General features: G+C 33.6%; 14 protein-coding genes, 1 pseudogene and 1 CRISPR repeat array. Of the genes and pseudogenes, 9 read left to right on the top strand and 6 right to left on the bottom strand.

The genetic code is table 11. The annotated features are described in order from the left end of the window. Positions 1–8 precede the first annotated feature (8 nt). From cas6e to GTO82_RS05560, 4 genes are all read left to right on the top strand, one after another. On the top strand, positions 9–656 hold the full coding sequence (cas6e, locus tag GTO82_RS05575; RefSeq protein ID WP_180872824.1) for a type I-E CRISPR-associated protein Cas6/Cse3/CasE: 648 nt from the start codon (positions 9–11) through the stop codon (positions 654–656). Between the two features lie 2 nt (positions 657–658). Continuing rightward, entirely contained in the window at positions 659–1,597 is a 939-nt protein-coding gene (gene cas1e / locus GTO82_RS05570; protein WP_180872823.1) for a type I-E CRISPR-associated endonuclease Cas1e, read from the top strand. A gap of 5 nt (positions 1,598–1,602) precedes the next feature. Further along, on the top strand, positions 1,603–2,481 hold the full coding sequence (cas2e, locus tag GTO82_RS05565; protein ID WP_180872822.1) for a type I-E CRISPR-associated endoribonuclease Cas2e: 879 nt from the start codon (positions 1,603–1,605) through the stop codon (positions 2,479–2,481). 69 nt (positions 2,482–2,550) lie between these two features. After that, positions 2,551–2,945: a CRISPR direct-repeat array (repeat unit 28 nt; unit sequence GTGTTCTCCACGTATGTGGAGATGATCC). A gap of 672 nt (positions 2,946–3,617) precedes the next feature. Beyond that, positions 3,618–4,394 (top strand): hypothetical protein, encoded by a 777-nt coding sequence (locus tag GTO82_RS05560; RefSeq protein ID WP_180872821.1) that lies wholly within the window; start codon positions 3,618–3,620, stop codon positions 4,392–4,394. A gap of 65 nt (positions 4,395–4,459) precedes the next feature. Here the strand turns inward: GTO82_RS05560 and GTO82_RS05555 are convergent, their stop codons facing one another. Then, entirely contained in the window at positions 4,460–5,302 is an 843-nt protein-coding gene (locus GTO82_RS05555; RefSeq protein WP_180872820.1) for a hypothetical protein, read from the bottom strand. 151 nt (positions 5,303–5,453) lie between these two features. Between GTO82_RS05555 and GTO82_RS05550 the strand changes: the two genes are divergently transcribed. Further along, positions 5,454–5,894 (top strand): 8-oxo-dGTP diphosphatase, encoded by a 441-nt coding sequence (locus tag GTO82_RS05550; RefSeq protein ID WP_180872819.1) that lies wholly within the window; start codon positions 5,454–5,456, stop codon positions 5,892–5,894. Positions 5,895–5,923: 29 nt separating this feature from the next. On the opposite strand, the gene GTO82_RS05545 is transcribed toward GTO82_RS05550, so the two are convergent. Continuing rightward, on the bottom strand, positions 5,924–6,583 hold the full coding sequence (locus tag GTO82_RS05545) for a hypothetical protein (protein WP_180872818.1): 660 nt from the start codon (positions 6,581–6,583) through the stop codon (positions 5,924–5,926). Between the two features lie 204 nt (positions 6,584–6,787). Here GTO82_RS05545 and GTO82_RS05540 point away from each other — a divergent pair, with 204 nt between their 5' ends. The 3 genes from GTO82_RS05540 (at position 6,788) to GTO82_RS05530 (ending at position 8,731) form a co-directional block, all read left to right on the top strand. After that, positions 6,788–7,189: a hypothetical protein gene (locus GTO82_RS05540; RefSeq protein WP_180872817.1), complete on the top strand. Its 402-nt coding sequence runs from the start codon at positions 6,788–6,790 to the stop codon at positions 7,187–7,189. Between the two features lie 88 nt (positions 7,190–7,277). Next, a complete protein-coding gene (locus GTO82_RS05535) occupies positions 7,278–7,658 on the top strand; it encodes a DUF1828 domain-containing protein (RefSeq protein ID WP_180872816.1) in 381 nt (126 codons plus the stop codon). Positions 7,659–7,879: 221 nt separating this feature from the next. Further along, positions 7,880–8,731, top strand: coding sequence for a Rib/alpha-like domain-containing protein (locus tag GTO82_RS05530; protein ID WP_180872815.1), 852 nt, complete (start codon positions 7,880–7,882; stop codon positions 8,729–8,731). A gap of 44 nt (positions 8,732–8,775) precedes the next feature. Here GTO82_RS05530 and GTO82_RS09750 read toward each other — a convergent pair whose 3' ends face one another. After that, entirely contained in the window at positions 8,776–8,904 is a 129-nt protein-coding gene (locus GTO82_RS09750) for an SPJ_0845 family protein (RefSeq protein WP_260307612.1), read from the bottom strand. A 95-nt stretch (positions 8,905–8,999) separates the two neighbouring features. Next, positions 9,000–10,352 carry an APC family permease gene (locus GTO82_RS05525; protein ID WP_180872814.1) on the bottom strand — a complete coding sequence of 451 codons (1,353 nt, stop codon included), beginning with the start codon at positions 10,350–10,352 and terminating at the stop codon, positions 9,000–9,002. Between the two features lie 270 nt (positions 10,353–10,622). On the opposite strand from GTO82_RS05525, the gene GTO82_RS05520 reads away from it, so the two are divergent. Continuing rightward, positions 10,623–11,267: an NAD(P)H-binding protein gene (locus GTO82_RS05520; protein ID WP_180872813.1), complete on the top strand. Its 645-nt coding sequence runs from the start codon at positions 10,623–10,625 to the stop codon at positions 11,265–11,267. A 35-nt stretch (positions 11,268–11,302) separates the two neighbouring features. Here GTO82_RS05520 and GTO82_RS05515 read toward each other — a convergent pair whose 3' ends face one another. Both GTO82_RS05515 and GTO82_RS05510 read right to left on the bottom strand, forming a co-directional pair. Then, complete coding sequence (locus tag GTO82_RS05515) at positions 11,303–12,100, bottom strand: site-specific integrase (protein ID WP_180872812.1); 798 nt, start codon at positions 12,098–12,100, stop codon at positions 11,303–11,305. A gap of 184 nt (positions 12,101–12,284) precedes the next feature. Beyond that, positions 12,285–13,600, bottom strand: a pseudogene (locus GTO82_RS05510) (IS4 family transposase). Between the last annotated feature and the right edge of the window lie 37 nt (positions 13,601–13,637).

Below are 13,637 nucleotides of genomic sequence, written 5' to 3'. Positions count from 1 at the left end.
GGTTAATAATGTATTTATCAAGAGTTGAAATTGATTTAAAAAATAGACGAAAAATAAGCGATTTGTCTCATTTGGGTGCTTATCACAATTGGGTTGAATCATGTTTTCCAAAATATCAAGACAAAGATAATCGGCCCAGAAACCTATGGCGTATAGATGTTCTAAATGGAAAAAGCTACTTATTAGTTTTAAGTGAACAGAAACCAAATTTAGAAAAACTAACTAAGTATGGAGTGTTAGGAACAGCTAGCACGAAAAAGTATGATGATTTCCTGGATAAATTATATGAGGGAGAAATATTACGGTTTCGTTTAACAGCAAATCCTAGTCGAAAAATAAGTGTTCCTGGGCAAAGACAGGGCCGAATTATGCCACATATTACTATTGATCAGCAAAAAAAGTGGTTTTTAGATCGGACCGAAAGTAACGGATTCAAAATAGTAAAAAGTCAAGGAAATTATCCGAAAGTGGATATTGTTAATCGTGAATGGAAATTATTGCGTCATAAAGAAAGTGGAACAGCTAGACTTAGTTGTGTCACTTTTGAAGGAATTTTAGAAATAACAGATTTGAAAAAATTCAAAAATGCAATGATAAGCGGTATTGGAAGAGAGAAAGCGTATGGGATGGGACTATTAACAGTCATCCCAATGTAATCATGCAGAGAAAATTTGGGGCAAAAAAGCCGGAAATCAGTGAACTAAGCAAGGTTAGTGACAGAATAACTTTTTTATACTTAGAGCATGCAAAGTTAAATAGAATTGATAGTGCAATTAGCGTGGCAGATAGTACGGGAACGGTCTATATTCCTGCTGCAATTATTAGTGTTTTACTTCTTGGGCCTGGTATTGATGTAACACATCGTGCAATGGAACTAATGGGAGATGCGGGAATGGCAGTCCTATGGGTAGGTGAAGATGGAGTAAGACAATATGCTCATGGTCGGTCACTAAATCATTCATCGATCTTGCTTCAAGCACAAGCTAAATTAGTTTCTAACACGAGGACACGCTTAGCGGTGGCTCGAAAAATGTATCAAATGCGTTTCCCGGGAATGGATGTTTCTGGGCTGACCATGCAACAATTGCGTGGTAAAGAGGGAGCCCGTATTAGAAGAGTTTATCAAGACCAATCTCAGAAAACAGGAGTTGCCTGGTCACGGAGAGAATACAAAGTTGATGATTTTGAGTCAAGTACTCCAATTAATCAAGCTCTAACAGCAGCTCATCAAGCTCTCTATGGATTAAGTTATAGTGTAATTGTTGCTTTAGGTGCATCTGCTGGACTAGGTTTTATTCATACTGGCCATGATTTATCCTTTGTATATGATTTTTCTGATCTGTATAAGGCGGATTATTCAATTCCTATTGCCTTTGAAATGGTTAAGGAATATGGAAAAGATGACATTGCAGCCCATACAAGACATGCAATGAGGGATGCTTTTAAAGATGGAAAATTAATAGAAAAAATGGTCAAAGATCTCAAATATTTATTAGATATTAAAAATCAAGACGAAGTGCATGCAGTAATGAGTCTTTGGGACAATAAAAAAGGGCTTCAAAAATTTGGAGTCCAGTACCATGAGCTAGAGGAGTAGTTTTAATGATTGTAATTACTCTATCCAAAACACCAGCTTCCTTACGTGGTGATTTAACAAAATGGTGTCAAGAAATTCAAACTGGAATCTATGTTGGAAGTGTTAATGCAAAAGTTAGAGACCTATTGTGGGAACGTGTTCAAAAAAATATCGGTCAAGGAGAAGCTACTCTCGTTTATAATACGAATAATGAATTAGGGTATACCTTTCGAACCACTCGATTAGACAGAAAAATAGTAGATTTTGATGGTATTCCTCTATTAAAACATGTTAATGTAACGCCAAATTTAAAACTAGGGTTTAGTAATGCTGCAAAATATCATAAGGCTAAGGTAAATTCACGATCTGTGTTACATAATTCAACGTTATTAAAGTTTGCAGTAATTGATATCGAAACTACAGGCTTAGCTCCCAATAAAAGCGAGATTCTTTCTATTGGTGCCGTTAAGTACTTGAAAAATGGAAAAGTTGATGTATTTTATAAATTAATTAGGGATGTAAACTGTATTCCGGCTGGTGTAAGTGAATTAACTGGTTTGAATATGAAGATATTAAAATCAAAGGGAAGCAATTTAATTGAAGTTTTAAAAATGCTGAAAGACTTTCTGGGTGATCGAATTTTATTAGGTTACAATTTAACATTTGATATTAGTTTTTTGGATATAGCCTATAAAAGAAATAATATTTCTGGGTTAATTAATACTTCTAAAGATTTACTTCCGATAATTAAAAAGAATAATAAATTTCTTGATAATTATAAGTTGAGTACAGTATTGTCTGAATATAAAATTGAAAATCAAAATCCACATCATGCAGATTCTGATGCAAAAAGTACGTATCAATTGGCCTTGAAGTTGATTAATGAGGGAAAATTAAAGCTTTAAAGTTTGATAAAAGTAATGTATTTGGACCATTACATCTTTTTAAAATGTTGCTACGATAGGATTCTTTTAGTGTTCTCCACGTATGTGGAGATGATCCTCCATTAAAACGTATCATTATTCCAAAGAAGACGTGTTCTCCACGTATGTGGAGATGATCCCTGTTTTTAGAAGTCCATGTTCCTTACCTGTTTGTGTTCTCCACGTATGTGGAGATGATCCTGTTGACTTAACTAAACCAAAAGTTCCAACACAGTGTTCTCCACGTATGTGGAGATGATCCCATTTTCTTGTATTTAACTTTTTTAACTAGTAAGTGTTCTCCACGTATGTGGAGATGATCCCAATGATCAATATCAGCAGATGTTGGACGTTCTTGTGTTCTCCACGTAAGTGGAGATGATCCTGAAGTAATAGGTTTAAGACAGGGTGAAAATAAGTATTCTCCACGTATGTGGAGGTAATCCCATGAAAAGTGGTGTTGGCAAAATTAATAACTCGTATTCTCCAGTAAATAAAAAATGCCACATCATTCAAAACATACTATATCTATACAATCCTACGTCAATTAATTGAATGACTTGATAGCTCATATTAGTTGATTTATATAAAAATATCAAGAGAGAAAAAATGTGACACCATCAATTGACTAAAGGCCAATAGGATTTGCTACAATAATGAAAGGACAAGTGAACGTAGTTTATTATAGAGAAGAACAATGGGGCTATGCTAAAAAAGCGACTCACGAGTCTACTATGAAGGTAGGAGATAGTTAGGTGGACGCGCATAGATGTCAGATAGGTGTGGGTGCAAATCTCGCCTTGCTTGTCTTAAAGAAAACGATACTCAAACGAGTGTCGTTTTTATTTTGATATTTTTTCTCGAGGATAGGACTTAAATATTTAATAAAGATAATCCAGATTATCATCCCATAACTAAATACACTAACTCTACTTGTTATGAAATCAAGCTGCTTCTACTTGTTGTGCAAGGAAAAATCATCACGTAAAGCAGGTTTAAAGCCTGCTTCCATAACAGGCTAATCCGTAATTTGAAAACTCAATTCGTTATATAATCTGTATAATTTTTTAACTAAAAATGCTAGAATTATTGATGTATTCAAATAGGGAGGTTTTTTGATGAAAAAAAGATATCTTTTAGGAGCATTAGGCTTAGTACTTCTGGGATTAGGAACAAGTGCTTGCTCTAGTCAAACAAACAATAGTAGCAGCAAACAAACAACTACTAGTAAGTCAAAGAAGTCTATCGAAAAGACAGATGAAAGCGGTAGTGAGAGTACAAAACGCTCTAAAAAAGATTTAAGTACAGCGGCTGACAATCAAGCTAATAATAGTAACAGTAACGATGGTAAAGCTTATGGTGGAAATTTCCAAGATAGTAAGGGATATATCGCTATCAATAATGTAACCAACGTCACTGTTAAGAGTTCTGATGGCGATGAACACTATGCTCTAGTACAAGGAACTTTCAGTAATAATGATAAAGAAAGCATTGATCCAACATCTTTCTTTAGTAACCACTTAAAAGTAATGGAGAAAGTTGGCAAAGCTACTCATGATCTTGTTTTGGTCACCACGGACATTGAAAATGAATTAACACCTTGGGGAAATCAGATTAAGGAGGGTCGTAAGAAGGTTGAACCTAATATGACCGGTAATTTTGCTATAGTATATAAATTAGATCCTGCAAATGGAGCTAAAACTAATGCAACCCATTATGTATTCGAACCTTACGATTCTAAATTTGGTAAATCATTAACTGCAAAAGTTTATGAGTCTAAAACCATTAAAAAATCTAGCGATAATGCAAGCAGCAATTCACATTCTGACGAAAGTACAGACACAAATTCAAGTGCCGATACAAGCAGTGATGCTGATGTTGATACAGATGACTAATTAAATATTAAAAAACTGAGAACTATGAGGATATTTCATAATTCCCAGTTTTTTATTAGGTAGCATTATTGTCCAATTAGTTGCTGGAAATCGCTAACTAGTTTTTGAAAAGTCGCATTTAAGTTCTGCATAAATTCATTTTGATTATTTTTCATTTGATCTAATAATGAATCGGCCTGATTTGGATTTTGTTTGATTTGGTCGATAGTAGAGCCCAGTTGATCAATTTGATTTTGTAAGGCTTGATTATTAGCCGCATTATTTTTCAATTGTTCATTTTCAGTTTTGATTTGGTTTAATTGGTTTTGTAATTCCTCTTTATTTTGATCCTGCTTATAGGTATTGATAGCACTTTGTAGTTCTTTATTTTGTTGCATTAATTGCTTGTTTTGTTCAGATAGATTATCTAATTTACTGTTAGTATTATTGAGGGCATTACTTTGAGCTTGCTCATTTTGAACTGTATCATTATGAGCTTGACAAGCTGAAATACCAAAAATGATGGCAATTAATAAAACAAGCACTCCAAGAACAATATATACTATCTTTTTCTTGCCTTTCTTTTTAGGACTAGCAGGTTTATTAGAAGAAGTATATTGTGCTGGTTTTGTGGGAGCTGGTTGAGGAGTAGGGGAAGAATCAACTACATTGTTTTTATCCGTTACCCAGGCTTGAATTTTCTTGGTCGCATATTCATTATTAGTACCAATTGCAGTGATAATTACTGGATATACTCCTGCTTCAGACCGATTAACAGCCTTTTTATTTATACTAAGATTATCATTTGAAATAAGATGGCCATTTTCTGTAACTGTAAGTTCCAATTGAGAGATTATTTCTTGATTGGTCAAATTTTGATTAAGAGGCCAGGTAATTGAGTCTACTCTGGTATTGATTTGTAGTGTCATATCTAAATTCCTTTGAAAAATTTTAGTCTATTTAATTTAATTATACTAATAAAATTTACTTAGAGAAATTAATTAACAGCAGTAAAATAAAACTTAAACAATAATAAATTATAGAAATAATATAATTAAAATTATGTAAAATGGAGAAGAAATGAAAAGAACAGAAGCTATAACTTTAACTAATATGTGTATGATAAAAGATAAAGATAAAATTTTAGTTCTAAATAGGACTGATCCAGTTTGGCCTGGTTTAACTTTTCCGGGTGGCCACGTCGAATCTCATGAAGCTTTTTATGATTCAGTGGTTAGAGAAATAAAAGAAGAGACGGGATTAGAAATTGAGAATCCGCGTTTAGTTGGAGTAAAGCAATTTTTTGATCATAATGATGATCGCTATCTTGTATTTTTCTACGTAGCTACTAAGTTTACTGGTACATTAAAGGCTTCTGATGAAGGAGATTTAACTTGGATGACAAGGGAAGAAATAGAAAAAGCAAAATTAGCATATAATTTTGACCATGACTTACCAATCTTTTTCGATGAAAAGTTAAGTGAACATATTTTAGATGGAGATAGAGATCAAACTTATTAAAAAAAGACATTCGATCGAATGTCTTTTTATTAGTCTTGAGTATTTTCAGTTGAGCTAGTTGATTCAGATTCATTATTTTGACTAGCTGGCGTTTCACTTTCCTTGCTTGAACTTGAAGAAGATTCAGATGAAGCAGTAGAAGATGATGAAGTGTGTGCATTTTCAGAGTTTGAACTACTTGTAGCAGAACTTTGAGTAGTTGCATTTGCATTACTGTTAGTAGTCCAGCTGTTATCAAAGTAATAGTTAGGTTGAGGATTATAATAACTATAATTACGGCGTGGAATAGTATAGAAAGAAGTACCAAAGTTAGATTTTGGTAGGCTACTGCTTGTCTTATGTTCACTACGTTGAATAGGTGTAGGAGTACTTGATGAACTAGAACTTTGGCTTTCAGAACTAGATTGCTCTTCTTTATTTTGGAGACTATCTAGTTGATCATCCATCTTAGTGTCTTCAGCTTTTTTCTGATCAGTTTTATCTGCTTTTTCCTTTTTATCTTCTTTATTTTTAGGTTTCTCTTTTTCAACTTTTTTATGAGATTGCTTATGAGAAGACTGAATAATGGCATAGTCTGCTGCAGAAGATTTATGTTTTGGCTCAACCAAATTGTTACGACAACCCGCAAGTAATAAAAGACTACAACTTAAAGCACCAACGATTAACTTTTTCAAATTAATTTCCTCCATTTAAAACTTCTTTTATTATAACCAAAATTATTAATATAAAACAGTAAAATTAAGCGTTGATAAGAAGGTATTTGAAAAATAATATATTATTTTTCAAGTTTGGGAGCTCAAAGAACATATTTTTCCTAGAAAAGATATAATAGATATGTAGTGAATTAATTTGTTAAATTTATTTTTAGATAAAGATGTTGGAGGTCAGTTTCTATGTATGATCTTGAAGACGTTTTAATGAAATCTTTTAGAGAAGATAATGGCATCAGTTCGTCATTTTCAATTGAACCGGTTGATGATAATGAATATCGTGTTTCAACTAATGTAGTTGATGGCCTGGACGATACTATTCACTTTTATTTAGTTGTTTATCCTAACGGAACTTATGCCTTGAATGATCGCGTATTTACCGCACAAATGATTGATAATAATATCGGTAGTTTCGCAAGCATTGCCAGTGATGTGGCACGTTTAGCTAGTGAATTTGGTGTACTATTAGATGACCGCGGAGAACTAACACGTGACTATATCAACGCTCGTGACCTTAGAAATGAAGTAAACAACTTTACTCAATTATTAAATCGCGTAGTTGAATTTGCTCAAATTCATAGATAATTTAATTACAAGAGAAGAAGCCGAAAGCAGAAGCTTCTTTTTTTTTGCCTAATTAAGTTATAATTTGAATAAAAACAAGGAGAGAACTATGAAAAATTCTGAAATAGAGCTAATTGAGCAAAATGCTATGAATTGGTTAAAAGAAAATATTCATTTTATAAAAGCTGGCTCGGACATTGAGGTAGCCACCCCTCTAATTGGTGCATATGGGGACTTAGTATATTGCTGGATTGAAAAAGAAGATGATTACTACCGCATTACTGATGATGGGGGAACTTTATTTAAGCTTGATCCCGGTCAAGAAAATATGGATTTACTTGAAGAAGCAATGGATATTGTAATTGGAGCTGGTTTTGAATTTGATGAAGAGACTTTAGAAATTTACCAAGTGGTAGATCAAGGCGATATCCCAGCTACACTTAATGATCTGACTCAATTACAGGTTGCTTTGACTTATTTAGCCAGCTAATAACCTATTCATCATAATTAAGTTTTTAAGCATATGTTTTTTGTTTTCAAAATGCCTATGATATAAATAATGTGAAAGCGCTAATAACGCGTATTTCTTAAAATATTACAAAGAATGTAAAAAATATCTTAATTTGTAACATTTTTGTAAAACTACGGTATAATAAAAGTAAATAAAACAGCAAGCTTAAGTATAGCTTACCTTGCTGAGGAGCGTGAATTATGATGAGAAAAGTTAAGAAGAAAAATATCATTACAAGTTTAGGTGCAGCTGCAATGTTAGCATCTTTGAGTGTAGGTGGAACTGCTTTTGCAGCAAGTACTACAAGTGCTGATAGTAGCACCGCAACTACTGATCAAGCCAAGACTTATCAAACTCAACTTGAAGAACATAAGAATTTACAAGCTTATACTAACCCATTAACTGTACAAGCTTTAACTACTACTAAGGGTGTTTTACCCGATGCAACAAGTGGAATTTCTAATTGGAGTCAGGTTCCAGCTGGAACAGTAGCTGCTTGGGATAATAAGCCTGAAGTTAATAAGGCCGGAACTAGTTACGGAACAGTCTATGTTACTTTCCCAGATGGATCTAGATCACGATTAGCAGTTTACGTAACAGTTAAAGATAGTGCAGCTAGTCAAAGTAGTGAAAATACAACTACTACTTCTTCAGATAAAAACTCTTCAGCTGCAGGAACATCAAAGTCAACTGCTAAGAGCTCACAAGTAGAAAGTGAAGCTAAGACTTCTGCAAAAGACGCTGATAACGATACTGAAAAGTCAACTACTGTTGAGAAAACTGATAAAGACCAAGCAGCAAAATCCAGTTCTAAAGCTAACGAAGATGTAGTTATAAAGGATCTAGGATCAACTACTGTTACTGAAAAAAATGTTAGTGTTGTAAGTAACTCAAAGGATAAGAATAAGAGTTCAAATCCAATTTCTGTTGCTACTCGCTTACCAGAAACTGTGGCTAAGGCTACTAATCCATTTGTAATAATTTGCGGTGCATTAATTGCAGCTGTAAGTGGTGCAGTGATTTGGAGTAAAAAATTAAAAAAGAGAAATTAATAGATAATAAAAGAGGTTGAAACCAATCGTTTCAACCTCTTATTTTATTTCTCTTTATTTTTTTCCTTATCTTTGCTATTTTGAGCTTTTTTCTTTTTAGGATCATCTGGCAAGATAGCAAATTTATCAAGCATTTTTTCTAATTGATTATTTTTTTCAAAAGTTAAACCCATATTTATCTTTAGCTCCTTTGAATTAAGATAAGTGAATTATACCCTATAACTTTAACTAAAAAAAGCAAGCTGCATCTTATAAGCAGCTTGCTTTTTTAGTTTTTACGTCTTAATTTAGCTAGAAAATCCTCATGTTCTTTTTCTAACTTTTCATCCTTATCAATAAAGAAATAGCAAGCGGCCGCAATTACTGCAACTACAGCACCTAAGAGTAGGGTCTTAGGTGTAAAGTTAGTAACCATATAACAAGAAATAATTAAAGCAATAATTGGAATAGTGTATTTCCCGGGTAGTGAAAAACCATGTGTTGGATATTCATTACTGTGCTTAAATTTAATAACTGCTAAAATTGATGGTACATATTGAACAAAGGATGCTAAAACTGTACATGAAACAAGGAATAGATAACTTTGAGTAGCTAATGCACCTGAAAGAACAGCGGTAAAAATAATACCTACCCAAGGAGCATCATGTTTATTTTTCTTACCAATCCATTTAGGAAGCATCCCATGTTCAGTAGCAAGGGATGCAATTAGGGAAGGGGTGTTAAATGAAGCACTAAAGGCAACACCAAAGATTGAAATTAACATTCCGACAATCATAAAAGCAAATCCCCATTGGCCAACACCAGTCTTTAAAGCACTAGCTAATGGATTAGAATAACTTCCTAGTTTTTGTCCACTTAAACCAATTGCAACTAAAAGCATCAAGCAATCAAGAATTGTAACACTAGTCATTACTGCAATTAAAACGCGTGGAATATTCTTTTCTGGATTATTCATTTGCTTTGCAGCAATTGGAATAAAAGAAAAGCCAGTAAATAAGTAAAAAATTGGTGTGAAGGCATCCCCAAAATGCTTAAAGAATGGTCCAACACCTGTTAAAGCTGCATGTGGAATTACTGGAGTAAAGTGAGCTTTCTTAATAAAGAAGGCTCCCACAATAATGAAGACAAGTAATGTAATAATCTTAGCTGCAGCTGAAATATTATTAACAATTTTTACCCAAGATCTACCAAAGAAATTAATAATTGAAAACAGTAAAATTAAGAAGATAACTCCACTAATGTAGACTGCATTGTTTTTAAAAATAGGTAGAAAACTCTTTAGAATGGTTAATAAAGCAACTACTTCAGCAGAAAGAGTTGTACATCCTAAAAACCAAGTAAAAATACCTAGTTCATAACCCGAGAAACGCCCAAAAGCATTATATGAATAAAGCCAAGCGGCTCCGGATTGTGTGAAACGGCTGGATAAGTCAGCATAGCACAGGGCAATCATGCTGACGGTGACAGCAGTATATAGAAGAACAAGAATAGCTGTTAAGTTCATGTAACGATAAATTACAGAAGGTAGCAGGAACGTTCCTGATCCAATGACCGCGTTAATACCTAAGAAATAAATTGATATAAAGGAGAGTTTCTTAGGTACAGAACTTTTATTAGTCATGTTTTTACCTCTCTATCTAGTAATGTTCTCCTTTATCTATTGTAATTCTTTCAATAAGTAAATCTATATGAAATATTCAAAAACAAAATAAAATTATTAGTAATTAGTTGACTTATTATTTGTAAGCATTACTATTAAATTGTAAGTGAAGGATAGCTAAGCAAGGAGATAGTTATGACAGAAATTATTCAAATTTGCACTGTAGCTAGATAAATTATTTAAAAAGTTTATTGAATTTAGTTTTTTGAATATAAAGTGAGGAAAATAAAAATGACAAAAATTGCTATTTTAGGTGCTGCTGGTCAAATTGCTCAATTGGTTGAACCAATGCTATTGAAGAATACCGATGCAAAAATGATGCTATACTTACGTCATCCTAATAAATTAAATCAAAATAAACTTACTGACCGAGAAGAAGTAATCAAGGGTGATGCAAGTAACTTTAATGAATTGAAGGCTGCCTTAAAGGATGTAGATTTAGTCTACGCTAACTTAGCTGGAAGTAATATTGAAGAACAAGCAGAAACTGTAGTTAAAGCCATGGATGCTAATCATATTAAACGTTTGATATGGATTTCTTCTCTTGGAATTTATGATGAAGTACCTGGTAAATTCGGCGAATGGAATAGAAATATTTTGGGATCCTATTTAACAACTTACAGAGCTGCTGCAGATAAGATTACAGCTAGTGATTTAGACTACACAATTATTAGACCAGCATGGCTGACTAATAAAAATGAAATAAATTATGAAAAAACTATTGGTGCTAATACTCCATTTAAGGGTACTGAAGTTTCAAGATTAAGTGTTGCCGATTATGTAACTAAACTAATCGAAAATCCTGAAAAAGATGTAAAAGCGAATATTGGATTAGATAAGGAAGGTACTGATGGTAATAAGCCAGCATGGTATTAAAATTTGAAGTAGATAAAAAGGACGACTTGAATAATTTAAGCCGTCCTTTTTGGGTTAAAGGGAGCAAGTTTGATTTTATCTAATTGATTACGATAATAAGTTAAACTTTTTCTATTGCAATGTAATAGCTCCATTAGCTGTAAATCAGATAAGCTTGGATCATTTACTTGAGCATAAACATAAGACAAGCGAAGTTTTCCCGGAGTAAGATCAAAGTTTAAAACTTTTTTATCAGGAACTATCTTTCTAGTTAAAGAGGTCAGAGCTGAGATTTCTTTGCCAGTTTTGGTTTGGAAAATTAAGGGATTGTCATCAGTATTAGTAGTCAAAATTGCACGATAATCTGGATTTTTAATAGCATCGATATCGCTACTAGTTAGATCAAGAAAAGTTTTAGGATCAAACCCGTATGCGATTAAAATTAATACTTTTTTTGTAGTAAGACTAATTTCTGACCAAGAAATAATTTCTTTCAAGTTTTTAATCCAGTCAATACAAATATGGGGTGTACGATCGAAAGTATAGCCATGAAGATCAGTAAAAAGATATTTTTTAACCAATTGATGATTGTAGAGAAAAGAAAAGTACTTTTTCAAATGGGTGACATATTTATTGAGAGTGCTGATTGTCTTATGTTGATTTTGCTCTAAATAATCAATGAATGAACGAATATCTTGCGAAGAAACATTGGAAATTGTTGGTTCCAAATTTGAATTTTTTAGAAAATAATTCCAAAAATAAAAAATTGATTGATTAATGGAAGTAATTGTTTGCGGAGCAAGATTTTGACTTTTACACCACTCATTAAAATTTCTTTGGTAAGGAAAATTCATTTTTAGCCTCTTAAAAAAGATATAATTGTTACTTTAACATTAAAATAATTATATCAAAAAAAGTTGGCGAACTTCCAGTCCGCCAACCAGTAAACAAAGATTTTACTTCTTAACTGAAACTTGAAAGCACTAAAACTAGCCGGATCTCTTATTGGATCTGGCTTTTTGTTTTTTAAATTAGTTTTTAAGCCGGCCTCAGAAGCTGTTTTTGTATGAAAACCGGCAATAACTTAATAAAGTTGTCTAATATTTGTTCCACTGTCGCGGAGATCTCGGCCTTTGCTTCTTTGAGAGCTGTATGCAGGTAGACCAATGCTTCTTCAAAGGCTAAATCAGGCAGTGCCTCATTCATTAGATAGAATAAATCGCCTAAAGTTCGATCATCGGTACTTTGTCTTTTTTGCCAAGCTAACAGATCATAAGTTAGAGCCGTCACGGCAATGTAGCCGCATTGTCCATCATAGCTTTGGATCTGTGATTTGTTTAAGGCTAAATATTGCTTAGCTGCTTTAAAATAAGTTTCGATCTGCCATCTGCGGCCATAGAGCTGAATGATTTCTTGTGGATGCAGTTTGTATTGCGTAGTTGCCAGTACTAAATATTTGCCTTTACTGCCGCGTTTAGTGACATAGACTAATCTAATTGGAAAAGCATGTCCTTGATATTCGGCTTCAACCACGCTGCTATAGAGATAGTCTGTTTTCTGATGCATTTTGGAAGCAGCCAAACGTTCATATAGTCCTTTGACATCATAAAGGCGGCCGCGGTAACGATAATAAACTTTCTTAGTCTGCTTAAGCATACCTACGCTATCGAACCATAATTGCTTCAGCTGCCAGAACATTTTAGGTGAAGAGAACCAGCTATCAAATAAGACATATTCAGCTGGTATGCCCATAGCGATAGCTTGCTTAATCAGCTCTACGGTGCCAGTATTCATCGGTCTTTGAGCTTGAGTTCTTCTACGGCCAGCAATTGAGCGCTGATCAGTAGTGACTGGTTGGCTGCCAATCATATTCTCTTTTTTCTTGGTTGACATCAAAGCAAAATTTACCGGCAAGAAAGTATTGCCGTCACTCCAGCCAATAGTTAAACCCCGATAGCCGGTTAGAAATTCATGCTTGTCATGATCATAGACTTTAGCCAATAGTTCAGTCTTCTTAGAACAAGAGCGAGCCATTAGCGTGTCATCAACGATTAAAGCTAATCTTCTGCGGCGATCAATCACCGGCCTTAAAGAGGTAATCAATTTAGCCGCTGATAAACAGACTAATTTCTGCCAGTTTTGGCAGTAAAATTCTTTGCGCGCTGACAGCGGTAAAGCGACTTTCTTGCAAATCTAGCCTTGATCATCCAGGTAATAACCATTAACAAGCTAACCAGGGAATGGCGTTTAAAATTTACCTTTTTGCTTAAATCAGCTAGACCAATTAATTTAGAAAAAGCAGAAATTAAAGATTCAGTGTCCTTTTCTTGGTCGAATTGCGTTATACTTTTCATTGCGTAGGATCTCCTTTACTTTGAATTTGACACTTAA

The organism is Lactobacillus johnsonii, assembly GCF_013487865.1.
In the GTDB taxonomy this organism is placed as follows: Bacteria; Bacillota; Bacilli; order Lactobacillales; family Lactobacillaceae; genus Lactobacillus; species Lactobacillus johnsonii_A.
The sequence above is the reverse complement of the archived record's forward strand: the minus strand, read 5'-3'. Positions and strand labels throughout refer to the sequence as shown.

Excerpts from the sequence above, each read along its gene's own strand:
- cas1e (WP_180872823.1), top strand. The coding sequence starts at position 659 with ATGCAGAGAAAATTTGGGGCAAAAAAGCCGGAAATCAGTGAACTAAGC.
- GTO82_RS05555 (WP_180872820.1), bottom strand. The coding sequence starts at position 5,302 with ATGACACTACAAATCAATACCAGAGTAGACTCAATTACCTGGCCTCTT.
- cas2e (WP_180872822.1), top strand. The coding sequence starts at position 1,603 with ATGATTGTAATTACTCTATCCAAAACACCAGCTTCCTTACGTGGTGAT.
- GTO82_RS05545 (WP_180872818.1), bottom strand. The coding sequence starts at position 6,583 with ATGGAGGAAATTAATTTGAAAAAGTTAATCGTTGGTGCTTTAAGTTGT.
- GTO82_RS05520 (WP_180872813.1), top strand. The coding sequence starts at position 10,623 with ATGACAAAAATTGCTATTTTAGGTGCTGCTGGTCAAATTGCTCAATTG.
- GTO82_RS05525 (WP_180872814.1), bottom strand. The coding sequence starts at position 10,352 with ATGACTAATAAAAGTTCTGTACCTAAGAAACTCTCCTTTATATCAATT.
- GTO82_RS05540 (WP_180872817.1), top strand. The coding sequence starts at position 6,788 with ATGTATGATCTTGAAGACGTTTTAATGAAATCTTTTAGAGAAGATAAT.
- cas6e (WP_180872824.1), top strand. The coding sequence starts at position 9 with ATGTATTTATCAAGAGTTGAAATTGATTTAAAAAATAGACGAAAAATA.
- GTO82_RS05535 (WP_180872816.1), top strand. The coding sequence starts at position 7,278 with ATGAAAAATTCTGAAATAGAGCTAATTGAGCAAAATGCTATGAATTGG.
- GTO82_RS05515 (WP_180872812.1), bottom strand. The coding sequence starts at position 12,100 with ATGAATTTTCCTTACCAAAGAAATTTTAATGAGTGGTGTAAAAGTCAA.
- GTO82_RS05550 (WP_180872819.1), top strand. The coding sequence starts at position 5,454 with ATGAAAAGAACAGAAGCTATAACTTTAACTAATATGTGTATGATAAAA.
- GTO82_RS09750 (WP_260307612.1), bottom strand. The coding sequence starts at position 8,904 with ATGGGTTTAACTTTTGAAAAAAATAATCAATTAGAAAAAATGCTTGAT.
- GTO82_RS05530 (WP_180872815.1), top strand. The coding sequence starts at position 7,880 with ATGATGAGAAAAGTTAAGAAGAAAAATATCATTACAAGTTTAGGTGCA.
- GTO82_RS05560 (WP_180872821.1), top strand. The coding sequence starts at position 3,618 with ATGAAAAAAAGATATCTTTTAGGAGCATTAGGCTTAGTACTTCTGGGA.